Below are 18,256 nucleotides of genomic sequence, written 5' to 3' on the forward strand. Positions count from 1 at the left end.
TTGGTGTTGTAAAACATCAAAGCGAATACCACCCGCAAGTGGTTACATAACCCTTTACGGATGGTTCGGAGAGATGGTATCTACGCCTGGTTTTTATTTCGGTGGTGCCATTGGTGCTTGTCCGACCTAGGCTTGATTCGGGATCTTGAATACGGGAAAGAGCGGGAAGCAGTGCCTAGGTCCTAGGATCCTAGGCCCTAGGAACTTTATCTACAGGACCAGGCACGATACGCTTTTTCCGTATTCCGTATTCCGTATTCCGTATTCCGTATTCCGTATTCCGTATTCCGTCCCCTAGGCTCTTTCTAGTCTCTAGTTCTCCCAACCCCCTAGTGTGATCTTCCCCTCTCTTTGCTAGTGACTTCGATATCAATAGTCGATCTGCTTCACATCTGTGTATCTTGCTTATGGTGAATTTTATATCGCCGTTTATTATTTATTTAATATCGAAACGTTTCGATGGCGTGTTTTCTGCGAGAAAGCGCGATAAAAGAAGGCGTATCCGCGTTGAGTGGGGTGTAAGCGCTGAATGATCCAATCGAGAGTGAGAAGGTGATGAATGAATAAACATGGTTTGCTCCATCCAGAGCTCGCACAGCTGGTTACGCAAGTGGGACATACCGATGAGTTTACGGTGTGTGATGCGGGGCTTCCGATCCCAAGCTCGGTGTCGCGCATTGATTTGGCGCTGACTGATGGCGTGCCGAGCTTTATGCAAACGGTTGAGGCGGTGTTAAATCACGCTTGCATTGAATCTGTGGTGATTGCGGAAGAGCTCGCAGTGGTGAGCCCAGCGCTGCACCAGGCATTGCTTGGGCGATTAGAACAAGAAAATGCTGCACGCCAACAGCCGATAGGGGTGACCACTATCAGCCACGAGGCATTTAAAGCACGTACGGCGCAGAGCCAAGCGGTGGTGCGCACCGGTGAATGTACGCCTTATGCCAATGTGATTTTTCAAGCCGGTGTTACCTTTTAGGTGGGCCTAAGCGAGTAACCACGATGACGCAACCTATCTTACAGCTCAGCCAAGTCGTAAAAACCTTTCCTGGGGTTCGCGCGTTAGATGAGGCGAGCTTAAATGTGTATCCCGGCCAAGTGATGGCGCTATTGGGCGAGAACGGCGCGGGCAAGTCCACCTTGATGAAGGTGTTAACCGGGATTTATCACGCCGATAGCGGTGAGGTGAATTACCAAGGCACACCTGTCTCGTTTAAAGGGCCACGCGATTCGCAGCAAGCGGGGATCAGTATTATTCACCAAGAGCTGAATTTGATCCCAGAGCTGACCATTGCCGAAAACATTTTTCTGGGTCGTGAATTTACTAATCGTTTTGGCAAGATTGACTGGGTCAAAATGGTTGAAGAGGCGGATAAGCTGCTGGCGCGGTTAAATGTCAATGCGCGCGGTTCGACGCCTCTGGGGAGCATTAGCCTGGGCGAGCAGCAGATGGTGGAAATTGCTAAAGCACTGTCGTTTGAGTCGCAGGTGATCATTATGGATGAGCCGACCGATGCGCTGACCGACACCGAGACGGCTTCGCTGTTTGCGGTGATCAATGAGTTACGTGCGCAGGGCTGCGGCATTGTGTATATCTCACACCGTTTAAAAGAAATTTTTGAGATTTGCGATCGGATCACCGTGTTACGCGACGGCAAGTTTATTGGTGAATGTGCCGTCAGTGATACCGATGAAGACGGCCTGATTGAGATGATGGTGGGCCGTAAACTTGCCGAACAATACCCGCGAAGCGACGTCGCCCCTGATGGAATAAGCCTTGAGGTGGAAAATGTCAGCGGCCACGGGGTGGAAGAGGTGAGTTTCCAGCTGCACCGCAGTGAAATTTTAGGCGTGTCGGGTCTGATGGGGGCTGGGCGTACGGAGCTAATGAAAATTATCTATGGCGCCATGCCGCGCGAGGCAGGCACGATTCGGCTTGATGGCAAGGTGATTAATCCGGTCAGCCCACAAGATGCACTGGCCAATGGCATTGCTTATATCTCCGAAGATCGCAAAGGCGAGGGCTTGGTGCTGGGGTTATCGGTGAAAGACAACATGTCACTCAGCGCGCTCGATAAACTGACGCATTGGGGCAAAATTCAGCCGCGCGATGAAGTGATGGCGGTGGATGATTTTATTCGTCTTTTTAATATTAAAACTCCGCATCGTGGCCAAATTATTGGCAACTTGTCGGGCGGGAATCAGCAAAAAGTGGCGATCGCCAAAGGGCTGATGACCAAGCCGAAAGTGCTGATTTTGGATGAGCCGACGCGTGGTGTCGATGTCGGCGCTAAAAAAGAAATTTACCAGTTAATTAATCAATTTAAAGCCGAGGGCATGAGCATCATCTTGGTGTCGTCAGAAATGCCCGAAGTGCTTGGCATGAGTGATCGCATCTTAGTGATGCACGAAGGCCGCGTGTGCGGTGAATTTGATGCCAAGGACGCTAACCAAGAAACTCTGCTTGCCTGTGCGGTAGGCAAAGATGCCAATGAGGATGCAGCATGAGCTCAAATGCAGTCAATAAGTCCCAGCCGTCAGAGGATGGACGCAAACCTATGTTCAGCAAAGCCTGGTTAATTGAGCAAAAATCACTGATCGCCTTGTTGGCGCTGATCGTGGTGATGTCATTTTTAAACAGCAACTTTTTCATGGTCGATAACCTGCTCAATATCCTGCGCCAAACCTCGGTGAACGCGATTATCGCGGTGGGGATGACGCTGGTGATTTTAACCGCGGGTATCGATTTGAGTGTCGGCTCGGTGCTGGCATTGTGCGGTGCCTTTGCTGCGAGCCTGATAGCGGTCGAAGTGCCGGTGTTGATCGCAGTGCCCACCGCTTTGTTTGCCGGCGCAGCAATTGGTGCCATGACTGGTGTGGTGGTGGCTAAAGGCAAGGTGCAGGCCTTTATCGCTACCTTGGTCGCAATGACCCTCTATCGTGGCGTGACTATGGTGTATACCGATGGTCGCCCTATTTCCGCGGGCTTTACTGAAACGGCCGACGCCTTTGCATGGTTTGGGACCGGTTATTTATTGGGTATTCCCGTGCCCGTGTGGCTGATGGCCATCGTCTTTATCGGTGCCTGGTACTTGCTTAATCATACCCGCTTTGGCCGTTATATCTATGCACTCGGTGGCAACGAGTCAGCGGCGCGTCTGTCTGGCATCAATGTCGATCGGATTAAAATCGGTGTTTACAGCCTTTGCGGCATGCTTGCCGCGCTGGCGGGGATCATCGTTACTTCACGTCTGTCCTCCGGTCAACCGACTGCTGGCACTGGCTATGAGCTTGACGCGATTGCGGCGGTGGTACTGGGCGGCACCAGCCTCATGGGCGGTAAAGGCAAGATCATGGGCACGCTGATAGGTGCGCTGATTATCGGCTTTTTGAACAACGCCCTTAACCTGCTGGACGTGTCGTCTTACTACCAAATGATTGCCAAAGCCGTGGTGATTTTGCTCGCCGTGCTGGTGGATAACAAAAACAAATAGCTTGTTGGGACAGGCACTTTAGCTTGTCGGGACAGACACTTTAAGTTAGCGGGACAGGCACTTTAAGTTGGCATTCGGGAATGGGAATACGGAGCGCTTCGCTTACGGAATACGGGAAAGAGCCGAGACGCTTCTCTTCTAGAAACTAGAAACTAGAAACTAGATAGAGCAGATTGTGCTTAAGTTAGCGGGACAGGCACTTTTATTTCTGTTTGATTAGCAATTAAAAACAATACCCTACAAACACAAAAGGACTGAAAGCATGAAAAAACTGACTACTTTGATTACCACCGCGCTTTTGTCATCAACGCTTAGCATCAGTGCGCAGGCGGAAGATAGAATGGCGATCGTGGTCTCAACCTTAAACAACCCATTTTTTGTCACCATGAAAGAAGGCGCGGAGCAAAAAGCGGAAGATCTTGGCTATGAGCTATTAGTGCTCGATTCGCAAAACGACGCCAGTAAAGAGCTGTCGAATGTGGAGGATTTAACCATTCGTGGTGTGAAAGCCATCTTGATTAATCCCACTGATTCGGATGCAGTCTCGAATGCAATTCGTATTGCTAATCGCGCTGACATTCCGGTGATTACGCTAGACCGTGGCGCCAGCCGTGGGGAGGTGGTGAGCCATATTGCCTCTGATAACGCGCAAGGCAGTAAAATGGCGGCGGAATTTATCATGGGTAAAGTCGGTGAGCGTGCCAAAGTGATCCAGCTTGAGGGCATTGCCGGTACGTCGGCAGCGCGTGAACGGGGTGAAGGCTTTATGGATGCGATTGAAGGTACGGATGTAGAGTTACTGGCCAGTCAGCCAGCGGATTTTGACCGCACCAAAGGTCTGAATGTGATGGAGAACTTGCTTGCTGCGTATCCAGAGGTGCAGGCGGTGTTTGCACAAAACGATGAAATGGCGTTTGGCGCGTTGCGTGCGGTGCAGGCATCAGGCAAAGATGTCACCATTGTGGGCTTTGATGGCACTAAAGATGGCATTGCCGCGGTAGAACGTGGCCACTTGGCAGCGACTATCGCTCAGCAGCCGGGTATGATTGGTGAGCTCGGTGTTGAAACGGCGGATAAAGTGCTGAAAGGCGAGTCAGTCGACATCTATATTCCGGTACCGCTTAAAGTGATCAGTCAAGAAACGATCGCTGAATAAGGGTCGCACGGGAAGATACAATAATAAGCACCGTCTGGCCCAGTGTGTTGGACGGTGCGCGATTGATTGAATGGTAAGGAAGGGTAATGAGTCCATTAGTTGTGCTCGGCAGTGTTAATGCCGATCATGTTTTACGCGTCTCCAGTTTTCCGCGCCCCGGAGAGACATTACACGGTCGAGATTATGCGGTAATTGCGGGTGGCAAAGGCGCAAATCAAGCGGTGGCGGCGGTGCGTTGCGGTGCGGATGTTGCCTTTATTGCTAGTGTGGGTGACGATGTCTTTGGCCAGCAGATTCGTCAGTGTTATGCGCAAGAGGGGATGGATGTCAGTGCGATGAAGGTGCAGGCGAATGCGCCGACCGGGATTGCGATGATTCAAGTCACTGATCAAGGTGAGAACAGTATCGCGTTATCGGCGGAGGCCAATGCGGCGCTGACAGCGGAGGCCATTACCGCCGATCTCGATACGATAGCCCAAGCCGATTACTTGTTGATGCAGTTAGAAACGCCGATGTGCGGGATTGAAAAAGCGGCTTTTCATGCCAAAGCGTCAAATACCCAAGTGGTGCTGAATCCGGCCCCTGCGGCTTCTTTGAGCAATGCGCTTTTGGCGGCGGTCGACATTATCACGCCGAATGAAACAGAAGCACAAAGCCTGACTGGCATTGCGGTGACAGATTCCGAGAGTGCGCAAGCTGCATCAAATGTGCTGCACCAAAAAGGGATTGAGACGGTGCTGATCACTATGGGTAAACAGGGCGTGTGGCTGAGTGACAAAGCGCGAAAGGAAGGGAGATTAATCCCGGGTTTTGTTGTCAATGCTATGGATACCACCGCCGCTGGCGATACCTTTAATGGCGCACTCGTCACTGGATTGATAGAGGGACAGACACTTGATCAGGCGATTCGCTTTGCGCATGCCGCGGCCGCTTTATCCGTCACCCAGCGTGGCGCACAAACGTCGATTCCCTCGCGCGTGGATATCGATGCGTTTTTAGCCCATCAAGATGCCTAATCTTCATTTCAACCTTGGTAGCGGAGCGCGATAAATGGCGACCATGAAAGATATAGCCAAACGGGCGGGCGTGTCGACGTCGACGGTCAGTCATGTGATTAACAACACCCGCTATGTCAGTGAGACGATTGCTGAGAAGGTTAACCAAGCTGCGAAAGAGCTCAACTACTATGCTCCCTCGGCATTGGCGCGCAGTTTAAAAGTCAATCGTACTAAAACGTTTGGCATGCTGGTGACAACCTCTACCAACCCGTTTTTTGGTGAAGTGGTAAAAGGCGTCGAGCGCAGTTGTTACCACAATGGTTACAGTTTGATTCTGTGCAACACGGAAGGTGATGCTGAACGCATGCGTGCCTCGATTGATACGCTGCTGCAAAAGCGGGTCGATGGCTTGATTTTGATGTGCTCGACCATGGAAGGGGAGCGGATTGAAGGCTTTGATCGTTATCCGGATATTCCTGTGGTGGTGATGGATTGGGGGCCGATTGATTTTGCCTGCGATAAAATCCAAGACAATTCCTATCAAGGCGGCTATTTAGCGACCCAGCACTTGATTGATTGTGGTCACCGCCAGATTGGCTGCATCAGTGGGCCTCTTGTTAGGTATCAAGCGCAAATGCGTTTTCAAGGCTTTAAAGATGCACTGCGCGATGCTGGACTTGCTGAAAATCCACATTGGATGGTGGAAGCGGACTTTGAGTGTGAAGGCGGCTATCAAGGTTTGCAGGCGATTGCTGAGTGTGGATCCTTACCCACCGCTATTTTTGCAGGCAATGACATGATGGCGATGGGCGCGATCAATGCTGCTAACGCGCTAGGGATTTGCGTACCCGATGATCTCTCTATTATTGGATATGATGATATTCACTTGGCTAAATTTATCTCGCCTTCCCTGACTACCATTCACCAGCCCAAATATCGTCTCGGTCAAGCAGCGGTCGAAACGCTTCTTAGTAAACTTGATGCCCCTAATAGTGAAAGTCAAACGGTGCAGCTAGAGCCAACGCTGGTGGTGCGCGAGAGCGTGAAGCGGGTTTAGCTACCGGGGACAGACACTTTAAGCTAACGACAACTAACGGGACAGGCACTTTTATGATTGCTCTAGCGGGCTGAGGGGGAAGCCGTTATGATGCCTGTCCTCAATGGCCAACCGGTAAATCCCTTCGTTATGTTTTCAATTGTCGACCAAAACCAACACTTTGTGGTGATCAACAAGCACCATGGCGTTAGCGTGCAAAAAGAGACCGATGAAGCGGCACTGTTGCCTGCGGTCGCGGCGTATATTGGGGTTGAGAAGGTCTACCTTGTACATCGTTTAGATAAGATGACGTCGGGCTTGCTGCTGCTGGCAACCTCTTCTCATGCGGCGTCTGTCCTCTCAGGATTGTTCGCGTCGCGCGAGATAGAAAAGTGCTATTTGGCATTAAGTGCGAAAAAGCCGCGTAAGAAACAGGGATTGATTGTCGGCGATATGGGTAAAAGTCGGCGAGGCTGTTGGAAGTTGCTTGCCAGCAAAGATAACCCTGCGAGGACGCGTTTTATCTCTATTGCAGGCGGTGAGGGGCGGCGATTTTTTCTCTGTCGGCCTTACACGGGTAAAACCCATCAAATTCGCGTGGCGATGAAAAGTATTGGCTCACCGCTTATCGGTGATGATTACTATGGCGGTGAGCTTGCCGATCGTGGCTACTTACACGCTTATGGGCTGCAATTTACGTGTCGTTTTGCCGATGATCAGCCAGCCAAGCACTACAGCTATGTGCTGCCCCCGAGCCAAGGCGAGTTGTGGCCAGCCTTACCGGTAGAGTGGGAGCAGCCTTGGTGCTTAATTAGCTAGCACAGCTGGGTGCATTGATAGCGTTATTGAGGATTTGTCGGCCGCGGGTATCGCGAACCAAAATGGTATAGCTGATACCACTGTCTAACATACTGCGTATGTCGCTATCTTGGCAATAACGACGTTTTAAACCGGAAAAGAGCTCTCCTGGTGCTTTTTTGGCATTCTTATCCAGAAGCGTCAGCTCGATGATGGCATCTTGCGCACGTGCTCGAACCAGTGAGTAGCCTTCAATATCCATCGGCAGTAGCTGTGCAATCATGTCTGCACGTTGGATTGCGGCTTCTGCGGCTTGGTCATGCTGGGTGCTGCTACATGCACTGAGTACTAGCCCCAGGCAGGCCATCATCAGTATTTTTACATATCGCATTAGGCTGGGTCCTGCGGAAGCACTTTTTTGAACGGTTTTACGGTCACTTCAGCATAAACGCCAGCGGCTACATAAGGGTCTTTGTCGGCCCATGCCTTTGCGGCTGATAGTGACTCAAACCAGGCAATAACGGTCGAGCCCGTAAACCCAGCTTCGCCTGGCTCCTCACTATCAACAGCAGGGTTTGGCCCGGCAATCATCAAGCGGTTTTCTTTTTCCAGTTGGTGTAAGCGTTCAAGGTGTGCGTCACGCGCTTGCTTGCGTAGCGGTAGGCTGTTCTCGACGTCTTGCGAATAAATGAGATACCACATCGTTGTTGTCCTTGATAGATGTTTATAGCCACTAGGATACAGAGTCCAGATTTCTGAGTACAGCGTATTAGAAAACATTGGCGGGACAGGCACTTTTGTCAGAACATTTAACATTGGTGGGACAGGCACCAAAAGTTAAAAAGTGCCTGTCCCAAGATGTACCCTCTAAAGTGCCTGTCCCACGATGTAGCTAGTCGAAAATAGGTGGCACTTCTTCTTTTAATCTCTGATTCACTTCGTTTTTATCAAAGTGTTTTGCGTCCCAATCCTGCATGTTGAAGAGGTCCAGGATCTCTTGCTCATCGTCGCTGAGTGGTGCGCGTTTTGAGAGCCTGAGTAGGTGTTTGTATCTGTCTATACCGCCGCAATCTTCTGGCGGACAGGCTCCATTACCTGCCGTGACTTTAGGCTGCGTGCAATTGCGGGTATTCAGTTTCTCAAGGGTGATGGTGTGGTGCCAGTTATCACCAAAATCATACACATACGCGATGGTGTCTCCGGGCTCTTGCAGTGCTGCCCCAATGGGTAAATACGCCGCTTGAGTGTCGGATTCATCGTCAAGGTCAATATGACCAAAGGGTGTGATAAACATGGCAAGATGTTGGTGCTCCCAACCCATAATGGCTTGAATGCAATCGTGTAGCGCGATAAAAGGTAAGGCGTTTGAAATGGTAAAACGGCGCCATATTTTTGGACGGCTATTATCAAGCTCAATGTACAGTACGATGCCTTGGGGACGTTCTATTTCCTGGGGGCCGTGTGCCACCGGATGATATTCCGCTTGCTGTTGCATACTCAGCTCTGCGAGCTGGTCGAAAAGCGGAAAGGTTTTTCTCATACGATCAGGTGCTTGCAACGCATACGCCGCGGCAAATATAAATAGTTTGCTCGGTGAAAACGGTGTACTGTCTTGCTTGCTGTAATGCGTGATCAGCCCACTCAACGCGAGTGCTTTGATATAGGGTTCAGGGTGTTCGAGATAATGGCGGTTCCGGACTTTGCGTATGGTATCTAGCGTTGGGTCGATCGATTCAGCGATCGTCCATGTCTCTATCAATGGGGTATTGACTAACAGTTTGCTGGATCGATGTCCTCGCGCTATCGCGTCCGGATGTTCTCCTGGGAAGTCACACGTGGAGGCGAGTTTATCTAATGAGAACGGTTGCGGCTCGGTCCATTGGGACGGGAGAAGCGCCAACATATGTAGCGTGTCAGGATCGAGGACCTCATGCTGTTCGTCCAGGGCCCAACAAAGTATGTGTCGCAAGATATTGGGATGGCATTGAACGACGTCGACAGCGGTGTCCATTTCTGTGGTCATTTTTTTATATTGCACAGTGTCGACGGGATTGGTATCAAAATAGCTATCCACTAAACCGAAACCTAAGCGAAAAACGCCACCGAATACGTGTGCATTTTTAGTTGTTGGGTCGATGAGCAGTCCGTTAAATAGTATGGCATGGTTGCCGTCCGGATAGGACAGGTAAAGCTCGGTCACTTGATGTTGTTCGGCTTGTTTGCTGTATTGCATGGCTGATTTTTGCCATGCTGACAGGTGGGTTTTTACGCTATCGTGACCAAAGCGCTGGATCAGGGTTAGATATTGGCGTTGACCAAGGGACTTCCATTTTTTTGCTGGAAGGCTATTGAGTACACTCGCTGCGGTGTCGGCGACTTTAGGCTCGGGATTGAGGCTCAAAAGCAAAAGTGCATCAATTGACCAAGGTTGACGGCTCATCATTGTGAGCAATCCTTGAATTTCCTGCTTAGTGAGAAAGACAAGTTCACCACTGACGAATTGACAAAAAGCAAGCCCGGTGTCGATGCCAAATTTATTGAGGTCAGCGACAAGATTCTCGGTAACCTTTTCAGGGTCTTGTGCCAAGTATTCTTGTTGATCAGTGATCTCCTGCCGACTGCGTTCACGCACTTTCACAATGATCGCATCGTCAACATGCAGTTTAAGGTGTTTCATGCATTTGATGATTTCACTGGCGAGTACCAGATTAATGTGATCGTCGTCTAGCTCAAGTGCTTGAGTGAGGATTTTATTCGCGATATCGATGATTTCAGTGATGTCATGACGACGCGAATGAATACGCAGGTCATCGGCCATTTGTGAAAAGTAATCGACAAAAAGCTCTTCTTGACGTTGATCGAATGTCTTTGATAACGATAGACCAATCGGTATCGCGGTAATAAAAGACTCTGGTGAACCATTTATCAACTGACGTTGATCTGTGCTGATATCGGTGATGGGCGTGTAGTGTTGGATAGCCTCAAGGAGCGCCTGCGCAGACGGTGGAAGTTCCATATTCTTGGCCTAGGTTGTGATTAATTAATTGTTTAAGCGTACAAAAAATTAATCTCAAAAACGAGTTTTGTCTTTTTTCTTTTGGTGGGACAGACACTTTTCGCTTTATCCGCTTTATCCGAGACCGCTTTATCCGGGACAGTCACCACTAGTAACCAGTAAGCCGTTGTTAAGATGCCTGTCCTAGTAAAATCTCTAAAGATGCCTGTCCTAGTAAAATCTCTAAAGATGCCTGTCCTAGTAAAATCTCTAATGAAATCTTACCTCTTTAAAATCCGAACATGCCTTTACCTTCCTGTAACTGGAGGGTTTATCCTGGGGAAATAACGATGAGGAGGTAATATGGGATGTTGTAATCAGTCCCCAGAAGGTGGGTCCAAAGGGCTAAAGCCGCTCTTAAAAGCGGTAGGCATTTTGTTCGTGTTTATAATGGTGCTGGCTTATTGGGTAGGGTAGATCTTCGGGCTAGTATGACGATTCCTTTACGCATTGATGCGTGTTTTAGTGCTTGCCTCAACGATTTGGGATCATGACGCCTGTCATGCGTTTTAGGCCCAGTGTCGGTAATACGGCTTGGATACTCGACAGTGAGCCTACAACATTTCCGCACTCTAAATGAGCGCATGTGGTCAGCCAGGTTTCACTCGACATATTCAGTCGTGTGAGTAGGGGAGGCCGCTGATTTGAGCCCCTTTCTTGTCCCTTGTGGCAAGTCCATTCAACAAGTGCTAAATAGTCCATTAGCCGGAACGGAATGCCGTCGGGCATAGATTTCCTCGGATTTCCTGCAAAGGCGAATAAGCCTGCTGGTGTTGCTTTATTTTGCTTGAGTGATTCAACGCGCTTTTTAATCGATGTGTAATTGGCTTGTTTAGGCTGTTTGGTGATACCTGCTCGCACGGGGTTTAAATCGACATAGGCCATTGCCGCAGCAAGAGCTTTGTCATCCAACAAGGCCTGACTTTTAAAGCGTCCTTCCCAAAAATGCCCCGTGCATTGATCTTCTCGGTTCGCTTGCGCTGAAATATATTGATTGAGCAGCTTCATAAACCAACTGACAGACATCAAACGCTCGCGCCAGCTCTCAATGATCCGACAGCACGCTTTGTACTCCGATTTGGAGAGAGATTCTCCCTGACGAAAACGTTGGATGAGTACCGGAGTCTGGTGAAAGGCTAGCCAGCGGTCAATTACGTCGATATTTGTCAGGGATTGGGCGGCTTTTGCATTGATATGTAGGACAACGTGATAATGATTGCTCATAATGGCGTAAGCGCAGATATCGATGCAAAAAGCTTTGGCTAGTGTAAGTAAACGCGTTTCTATCCATGCGCGACGATGCTCATAGCTTTTTTGCGATTGAGCGTCATAGCCACACAGGAAAGAGCGGCGCACGCAGCGTGAGACGCAATGATAATAGGGTGTGGCTGATAGGTTCACTAAAGATGCGCGAGCTTTGGTCATCGTCAGTCCCTTTTGGTATATGGGTATATGCAAAAGATACTGTATAAATGAACAGCTATCATCTTTTCTGGCCTGGTTTTTCGTGACAGTACAAGAAGTACTGTAACTGTGAGATTGGTTAGTTACTAAAGGCGTCTGTCCCGATTAGTAAACAACGGGGACTAAACAACGGGGACAGGCGGGCTATAAAACAAACTACCAGGACAGTCACCAAGAGGTGTTTGTATCCGGCGAAAACTAAAAGTGCCTGTCCCTGGAAAGGAGACTTAGTAGGGACAGGTGTAAAGGTGTCTGTCCCCGCAGGAAATCAGGGACAGGTGTAAAGGTGTCTGTCCCCGCAGGAAATCACTCGCAGGAAATCACGTTGAATAAAAGTGCCTGTCCCCACAAAGAGAAGCTGCCATAAGAAGTTAGGCAGGGGCGCCGCTGTGAAAGCGGAATTGGCTGTCGGGCGCTTGGATCAACTCTGCTTCGCGCTCGCCGATGGTTTGGATACGGTCGCGAATGTCTTCGCCGGCGATGGTTTCTGCGAGCGTCAGGTAATCTTGATAATGGCGTGCTTCCGAGCGCAGTAGCGAGATGTAGAACTTTTGTAGTTCATCATCGAGGTGTGGGGCGACTTTGGCAAAGCGCTCGCAGGAACGTGCTTCAATGTAGGCGCCAATAATCAGTTTATCGATCAAGGTTGCCGGCTCGTGAGTGCGTGCCGCGCGCATTAATCCTTTGGCGTAGCGACCTGCTTCTAACGGTTGATAAGGAATACCGCGTGCGTCCATGATTTCAATCACTTGCTCAAAATGATGAAACTCTTCTTTGATTAACCGGACCATTTTATCAATCAAGGCTTGGCCGTGGGCAAAGCCGGCTTTAGGGGTTAAAGGCGCGCTGAGGCCGTTTTTGCGCGCGTGGAAGATCCCATCGCGAATGCGGCGATAAACAAAGTCTTCATAGGGTTTGGCCCATGCCAGCAGTTGCTCGCCACTCGCCGCGTCGACTGCATATTTACGGATCAGCCACATCGCGGTTTGGCTGGCTTTTAATTCGCAGTTTGCGTGATCGCGCAAAAGAATCGATTGATTGTCAGGCTGAATGGCCGCGTCAATCCAACTGTCGGGGGTTTGACAGTGCAGAAAACCATGAATAGGGGTGAGTAGGGTATTAATTTCTTGGCGTAGCATGCCGAAAACACTCTCAGACTGACAACAATGGCTGGGCATTATAAACAGATGGGATGCGAGCGCAAAGAGCTGGCAGCGCAGGAGGCACTGCCAGGTGGGCGAATTCGGCCTACTTGTTCGATGCCCAAGGGGAACGGTATTGAATACCGAACTTGTCTAAACGCGGTAACTGCGCTTTGAGTCTGGCCAGATAATCGAGCCAGTCACGGCGCTCACTGTGGCTCCAGGCCGCTTCTGCAATGGCGGTAAGCCTTGGAAACACCATATAATCGAGCCTGTCCTGATTAGTGATCAGTTCACTCCAGAGTGCACATTGTACGCCTAGCATATGCTCACGAGCTGGGTCATCACTGGCGAGGCTTGCTAGCGGCTCATATTGGTAGGCTTTTTCTAATGGTGTGACGCCCGCCCAGTCGAGCCCGGGCTCGGTGGCAGCATAATCTTGCACCATATCGAGATAGGTCGCTTGACCCGGGGTTAAAATCACATCAAACCCATGCTGCGCACAATGCAATGCGGCGTCTTCGCTTTGCCATGAATAGATCACGGTGTTTTTGCTGACTTTATCGCCGTGCTGCACTTCTTCCCAGCCAACCATACGTTTGCCCAAGGCGCGAAGCTTTTGCTCAGCATAGGTCAGTATCTGTCCCTGTAGCGAAGCGGTCGTTTCTCCGTTCATGCGTCTGTCCCGATAAATTGAGCTATCCGTCCATACCCCGTCAGGGACTTCATCGGCGCCAATATGGACCCATGAGGCGGGGAAAAGCTCGGCGACTTCACTTAATACCGTATCTAAAAATCGATACGTGCCATCGAGGGCTGGCGATAATACGTTATCGGTGTAGTGCTGCACGCTGCGGTAAGTCGAGCGGTCGTCGGCATCGTGTAGCCAATCAGGCAGCGCTTTGATGGCTGCGCGACAGTGGCCGGGAATATCAATTTCAGGAATGACGGTAATACCACGGGCTGCGGCGTATTCAATCACGTCACGTACGTCTTCTTGGCGATAATAACCTTCGTGACGTTTTGCAATATGACTGAATTGCGGAGCAAGGCGGGTATTGGGGCCGCGTTGACTCCCATAGCGCGTCAATTCAGGCAGAGCTTTAATCTCCAGTCGCCAGCCTTCATCGTCGGTTAAATGCCAGTGAAAGGTATTGAACTTAAAATAGGCCAACTGGTTAATCAGTCGCTTTATCGTGTCCACCGAATGAAAATGACGCGCACAATCGAGCATCATCCCTCGGTAAGCAAAGCGTGGTGCATCGCTGATTTTTATTGCCGGTATCCGAAGCTGTGTGTCTTGCTCTTGACTAAGTTGTAGCAGCGATGCGCAGCCGTAAATAAATCCTCGCTTAGCACAGGCTTGGATAACCACGCCTTGGTCGGTGACGGTGAGCTGATAGGCCTCATCGCGGTGTGTGATATCCCGAAGCGCGGAGTCGGGTAGCGGCCGTAAGAGAATAGCATGATCGCCAGTTACCGCATCTTGATGACGTGGGTCGAGTGCAATCTCGGCTTGCGGATACATGCGAACCCATTCGTTGCTTAGCCACTGCGCGGCGGGAAGCGCCTGTGGATCGACAGCGATTAACGGTGTTGTGGGTGAAAGCGTAAAGTATCCTGGCTGGTGGCGCACCGATTTGGGCACCGGAATAATGGCGTGCTCGGCGGGATGAACATCTGGAATCGATGAGCGTGTGGTGTGAGTATGCGCCAAATTGATGGGGGTGAGCATCACTGAATATTGCTCGCCATTGGCATAGAGCAGCGCATCTTTAAAGCCCGCACAAAGGAACCGTAATGGCGGCGTGTGGGCATCAAACTCGATGTATAAGCTCTGATTGGCATCGAGAGTTTGATGCGCCGGTGTAATGACGCAATAGCTACCGATTTGCTCGATGCTGCCTTGTGAAAGGGTATTGGGGTTGATGAAGCGATCAAACAGTACCGCAATAGACAGCTGATTTAAGGGACAGTCGGTGAGATTATGCAAGGTTAACCCCATTCGGCTGCGCGGTGGAGTGTCATTGGGATACTCGTTGATCACACTAAGATCGAGGCGGTAAGTCATCACGTGTTCTCCTTGTTCGAGTGGCCGTTGCCAGTCAGCGTTTGCGCACTGATGGCGAGCATAAACCAGCTTGCATGTGGCAACCACTGCTCGCCCCATCGCCAGTTTTGCGCCATATCATCGCAATATGGCGCGGGGTTGAATGCAATCTGTGTTTCATCCTCCATCCCTGCGGTAATGCCATTGCAGATCCCCCCTTTGGCATTAAAAAAGCCCAAGTGCGGTAGGTAATCTGGGTTGTTGTGGCCATGCCCATCGAGCATACAGATATCAAATGGATTTAAACCGAGGATCCAATTAAGCGCCCGTTGGCTAAAGGTGTGGAGAGCAGCATTTAGCGCATCGTCTTGAATATGGCGCGTGGCATGACACGCAAAGGTCGCCAGTGACCCCAAGCGTGCATTCTCGCCTTGCCACCAATAGCCGGTTTCATTGTGGTGAGGAATAAAGTGACGCACCTGTTTAACGCCATCGACGGGTTTGACGTACTGACGCGGATACGCGAATGGATTATCGGCGGTTTGTGTTAGGCTCAGCTCAAACTGGCAGGCGCGTTCCAGTGCTGTTTGTGCAATAGCCTGATGGCTGGGATTGGTTTCCACATCGAGGTAGCGAACTAACGCCAACCCGGGCAGACCTGCATCAGCGGCATGGTAAAACGGACGACTCCCATCGGCATTGGCCGACCAATAATATTGGCAAGTTTCATCACTGCGTTGCCGTGCGACCAGCTTTTGCATCCAACCTCGTGCCTCGCTCAAAAAGGGACAGTCACCGTTCGCACTAATGTGTCTGTCCCCGGAACCTAAAGGTGCCTGTCCCGTTAAATAAGCGTGACTGTCCCCTGTAGATTGCCCAGTAGATTGCCGAGTGGCGTGATGCAACTCGCATGCGGCGAGAAGGGTGCAGGTTTCGTCAATAATGTTGGGCTCACCGTCATCAAGGTAGTGATGGTTATGTTCAACCAAATGCCAGTAGCCACGAATGGCAGCGTCTAAATAGCGTGCTTGTTGGTCAGGCTCTGAGCAAAGTGAGACTCTGCTTGCGGCGGCAAGGGCTGCAATCGCTATGCCGCCGCCTTGACGAAAGCCGGCTTGGTAAGCCTCACTCATTACTCCATCTTGCGTCGCGTAAGCGCAAAGGGTGCGGCGCTCTGGGTCTTTCGACCATTGATCAAACACCGTCATGTAAAAGAAGCCACTGGGGTGTTGCATACGGAGAAGAAAATCGGCGCCGTGTTTCGCTTCATCAGCTAAGCGTGTGCGCATAAACGCAGGCAGCGTGTCCGAGCTAAATTGGCTGGTAAGATCGGCCAGCCCCCAAGCCAACAGCGGGATTTGTTGAGGATTAAAGTAATTGGCATAGGAAAGGTGACTCAGGTATTTGCTCACATCGCCAGAGGCATCGTACCAACCGCCTGATACATCCACACGTTCATCAGAGCCAAATACCTTGGCGCGCTGATCCGCGTGTTCATAGATACCGCTACACCGCTGCGATTTAAAGTAATGCAGCAGATCGGAAAACGTGGTGTGAAACAGGCAATCATCTCGGATCTCAAACGGATGGGAATATACCGGTGTGTCTGTTAACAGCACGAGTTGATAGCGTCCGCGATGCGCAAAGGCAGAAAAATCGAGGGTATAAGCCGTACCTATCTGCCAGTTGTTTAACTGTGTGCCTTGCTGTAATTCAAACTGCGCGACCACTTTATCGAGTGATACTGTGTCTGTCCCACGAACAAAAGTGTCTGTCCCCGTAAATTTTAAAGTGCCTGTCCCGGTAAAATTGTTTGCACTTTCTGCGGCCTCGTTAAAGTGCCTGTCCCCAGAAGAAAAGTGCCTGTCCCCGGAAGAGGAGGCAGCTTTATCGGCAGTGCTAAATGTGCCTGTCCCCTTAAGAGGAGGCAGGGCAATCAGTGCTACGGGCGTGCCGGTGAGGGAGTCGCTGTCACTGACGATCACCGCGTATTTGTCACCGTGTAACGAGTAGCCAATGTGATTGGTCAGCACTTGCATGATGGTATCCTTATTGGTCGCTATTGCTCGTACAAATAGCAGCGCACATAGTGGTTGTCGGCGAGCTTGGTCACGCCGGGTAACTGCTCGGTGCATTTAGCGGTGGCATGCGGGCAGCGGCCAGCAAAAGGGCAGCCGACCGAATCTGGCGTCCACAGTGGGATCTCACCCTTGTTGCCCTTTAGTTCCTCGTGAATGGATTTGCTGGGGTCAGGCACCGCTGAGACCAACAGCTGGGTGTAAGGATGTTGAGGGCGATGAATAATCTCTTCGGTGTCCCCCCATTCGACCATATGGCCGACGTACATCACTGCCAAGTCTTCGGCAATGTAACGCGCGGTGGCGATATCATGGGTGATGTAGAGCAGCGACATTTGCTTCTCCACTTTCATCTCTTCCATGAGGTTAAGTACGCCGGCACGAATCGATACATCCAGCATCGAGGTGGGTTCGTCGGCGAGTACTACTTCGGCGCCCACGGCGATGTTACGCGCTAGGTTTATCCTCTGACGCTGGCCGCCCGACAGCTGGTGGGGGAATTTCTCCGCCGTTTCTTTGGCCGGAGTGAGGCCCACTTGCTCGAGCAGCTCGAACACCCGTTCTTTCAATTGGGCTTTGTCGCGCTTGGCGACTTTTTTGTGGATCAATAACGGACGCGCAATATGGTGAAACACATTATGCGTGGGATTGAGCGAGCCAAAAGGGTCTTGCCAGACCATTTGCAGGCCTTCGCGATAGCGCATCAGCTCATCACGTTTTTTAATGGTGGTGATATCGCGTCCCCGGTATTCAATGCAGCCGTCGGTCGGGGCGTACATTTTGGCGATCATTTTCGCGGTGGTTGATTTGCCCGAGCCTGATTCACCCACCACCGCAAGTCCACGGCCTTTGTACATTTTGAACGAGACATCATTGATCGCTCGCATCATGGGTTGTTTAAGGGCATGGCTATTAATAGGGAAATCTTTCACCACGTTTTTACCTTCAACCAGCAGTTCTCCAAGACCTGTACTCATCACTGACT

15 protein-coding genes are annotated in these 18,256 nt (G+C 50.7%); 7 read left to right on the forward strand and 8 right to left on the reverse strand.

Annotated elements, in window-relative coordinates; translation table 11 throughout:
- Window positions 1-559: 559 nt before the first annotated feature.
- The 7 genes from rbsD (at window position 560) to BZJ21_RS08420 (ending at window position 7,503) form a co-directional block, all read left to right on the forward strand.
- On the forward strand, window positions 560-979 hold the full coding sequence (gene rbsD / locus BZJ21_RS08390) for a D-ribose pyranase (RefSeq protein WP_077669542.1): 420 nt from the start codon (window positions 560-562) through the stop codon (window positions 977-979).
- A gap of 23 nt (window positions 980-1,002) precedes the next feature.
- Window positions 1,003-2,508 (forward strand): ribose ABC transporter ATP-binding protein RbsA, encoded by a 1,506-nt coding sequence (gene rbsA, locus BZJ21_RS08395; protein ID WP_021023175.1) that lies wholly within the window; start codon window positions 1,003-1,005, stop codon window positions 2,506-2,508.
- Window positions 2,505-3,494 carry a ribose ABC transporter permease gene (rbsC, locus tag BZJ21_RS08400; RefSeq protein ID WP_021023174.1) on the forward strand — a complete coding sequence of 330 codons (990 nt, stop codon included), beginning with the start codon at window positions 2,505-2,507 and terminating at the stop codon, window positions 3,492-3,494. The genes rbsA and rbsC overlap by 4 nt, the downstream gene beginning before the upstream one ends.
- A gap of 262 nt (window positions 3,495-3,756) precedes the next feature.
- Window positions 3,757-4,650 carry a ribose ABC transporter substrate-binding protein RbsB gene (gene rbsB / locus BZJ21_RS08405; RefSeq protein WP_077669543.1) on the forward strand — a complete coding sequence of 298 codons (894 nt, stop codon included), beginning with the start codon at window positions 3,757-3,759 and terminating at the stop codon, window positions 4,648-4,650.
- An 86-nt stretch (window positions 4,651-4,736) separates the two neighbouring features.
- Window positions 4,737-5,666 carry a ribokinase gene (gene rbsK, locus BZJ21_RS08410; RefSeq protein ID WP_077669544.1) on the forward strand — a complete coding sequence of 310 codons (930 nt, stop codon included), beginning with the start codon at window positions 4,737-4,739 and terminating at the stop codon, window positions 5,664-5,666.
- A gap of 34 nt (window positions 5,667-5,700) precedes the next feature.
- Window positions 5,701-6,705, forward strand: coding sequence for a substrate-binding domain-containing protein (locus BZJ21_RS08415; RefSeq protein ID WP_077669545.1), 1,005 nt, complete (start codon window positions 5,701-5,703; stop codon window positions 6,703-6,705).
- Window positions 6,706-6,834: 129 nt separating this feature from the next.
- Window positions 6,835-7,503, forward strand: a complete 669-nt coding sequence (locus BZJ21_RS08420; RefSeq protein ID WP_077669569.1) for a TIGR01621 family pseudouridine synthase — start codon at window positions 6,835-6,837, stop codon at window positions 7,501-7,503.
- Here BZJ21_RS08420 and gspS2 read toward each other — a convergent pair.
- The 8 genes from gspS2 to BZJ21_RS08460 all read right to left on the reverse strand — a co-directional run bounded on the left by gspS2 (window position 7,496) and on the right by BZJ21_RS08460 (window position 18,248).
- Window positions 7,496-7,873, reverse strand: a complete 378-nt coding sequence (gene gspS2 / locus BZJ21_RS08425) for a type II secretion system pilot lipoprotein GspS-beta (protein ID WP_077669546.1) — start codon at window positions 7,871-7,873, stop codon at window positions 7,496-7,498. The genes BZJ21_RS08420 and gspS2 overlap by 8 nt on opposite strands.
- A complete protein-coding gene (locus BZJ21_RS08430; protein WP_021023168.1) occupies window positions 7,873-8,184 on the reverse strand; it encodes a YciI family protein in 312 nt (103 codons plus the stop codon). Before BZJ21_RS08430 ends, gspS2 begins: the two co-directional genes overlap by 1 nt.
- 190 nt (window positions 8,185-8,374) lie before the next feature.
- The gene (locus tag BZJ21_RS08435) at window positions 8,375-10,498 is read right to left on the reverse strand and encodes a plasmid pRiA4b ORF-3 family protein (protein WP_077669547.1); all 2,124 of its coding nucleotides are present in this window, start codon (window positions 10,496-10,498) and stop codon (window positions 8,375-8,377) included.
- 513 nt (window positions 10,499-11,011) lie between these two features.
- On the reverse strand, window positions 11,012-11,962 hold the full coding sequence (locus BZJ21_RS08440; protein WP_077669548.1) for a transposase: 951 nt from the start codon (window positions 11,960-11,962) through the stop codon (window positions 11,012-11,014).
- A gap of 410 nt (window positions 11,963-12,372) precedes the next feature.
- Window positions 12,373-13,140 (reverse strand): tRNA isopentenyl-2-thiomethyl-A-37 hydroxylase MiaE, encoded by a 768-nt coding sequence (gene miaE / locus BZJ21_RS08445; RefSeq protein WP_077669549.1) that lies wholly within the window; start codon window positions 13,138-13,140, stop codon window positions 12,373-12,375.
- 109 nt (window positions 13,141-13,249) lie between these two features.
- Window positions 13,250-15,214, reverse strand: coding sequence for a beta-N-acetylhexosaminidase (locus tag BZJ21_RS08450; protein ID WP_077669550.1), 1,965 nt, complete (start codon window positions 15,212-15,214; stop codon window positions 13,250-13,252).
- On the reverse strand, window positions 15,214-17,232 hold the full coding sequence (locus tag BZJ21_RS08455) for a glycoside hydrolase family 9 protein (RefSeq protein ID WP_077669551.1): 2,019 nt from the start codon (window positions 17,230-17,232) through the stop codon (window positions 15,214-15,216). Before BZJ21_RS08455 ends, BZJ21_RS08450 begins: the two co-directional genes overlap by 1 nt.
- 20 nt (window positions 17,233-17,252) lie before the next feature.
- A complete protein-coding gene (locus BZJ21_RS08460; protein ID WP_077669552.1) occupies window positions 17,253-18,248 on the reverse strand; it encodes an ABC transporter ATP-binding protein in 996 nt (331 codons plus the stop codon).
- Window positions 18,249-18,256: the final 8 nt, after the last annotated feature.

The sequence above is a fragment of the Salinivibrio costicola subsp. alcaliphilus genome, assembly GCF_001996185.1.
Taxonomy (GTDB): Bacteria; Pseudomonadota; Gammaproteobacteria; order Enterobacterales; family Vibrionaceae; genus Salinivibrio; species Salinivibrio costicola.

Coding starts and splice junctions, on each gene's coding strand:
- rbsD (WP_077669542.1), top strand. CDS start 560: ATGAATAAACATGGTTTGCTCCATCCAGAGCTCGCACAGCTGGTTACG.
- rbsA (WP_021023175.1), top strand. CDS start 1,003: ATGACGCAACCTATCTTACAGCTCAGCCAAGTCGTAAAAACCTTTCCT.
- rbsC (WP_021023174.1), top strand. CDS start 2,505: ATGAGCTCAAATGCAGTCAATAAGTCCCAGCCGTCAGAGGATGGACGC.
- rbsB (WP_077669543.1), top strand. CDS start 3,757: ATGAAAAAACTGACTACTTTGATTACCACCGCGCTTTTGTCATCAACG.
- rbsK (WP_077669544.1), top strand. CDS start 4,737: ATGAGTCCATTAGTTGTGCTCGGCAGTGTTAATGCCGATCATGTTTTA.
- BZJ21_RS08415 (WP_077669545.1), top strand. CDS start 5,701: ATGGCGACCATGAAAGATATAGCCAAACGGGCGGGCGTGTCGACGTCG.
- BZJ21_RS08420 (WP_077669569.1), top strand. CDS start 6,835: ATGTTTTCAATTGTCGACCAAAACCAACACTTTGTGGTGATCAACAAG.
- gspS2 (WP_077669546.1), bottom strand. CDS start 7,873: ATGCGATATGTAAAAATACTGATGATGGCCTGCCTGGGGCTAGTACTC.
- BZJ21_RS08430 (WP_021023168.1), bottom strand. CDS start 8,184: ATGTGGTATCTCATTTATTCGCAAGACGTCGAGAACAGCCTACCGCTA.
- BZJ21_RS08435 (WP_077669547.1), bottom strand. CDS start 10,498: ATGGAACTTCCACCGTCTGCGCAGGCGCTCCTTGAGGCTATCCAACAC.
- BZJ21_RS08440 (WP_077669548.1), bottom strand. CDS start 11,962: ATGACCAAAGCTCGCGCATCTTTAGTGAACCTATCAGCCACACCCTAT.
- miaE (WP_077669549.1), bottom strand. CDS start 13,140: ATGCTACGCCAAGAAATTAATACCCTACTCACCCCTATTCATGGTTTT.
- BZJ21_RS08450 (WP_077669550.1), bottom strand. CDS start 15,214: ATGACTTACCGCCTCGATCTTAGTGTGATCAACGAGTATCCCAATGAC.
- BZJ21_RS08455 (WP_077669551.1), bottom strand. CDS start 17,232: ATGCAAGTGCTGACCAATCACATTGGCTACTCGTTACACGGTGACAAA.
- BZJ21_RS08460 (WP_077669552.1), bottom strand. CDS start 18,248: ATGAGTACAGGTCTTGGAGAACTGCTGGTTGAAGGTAAAAACGTGGTG.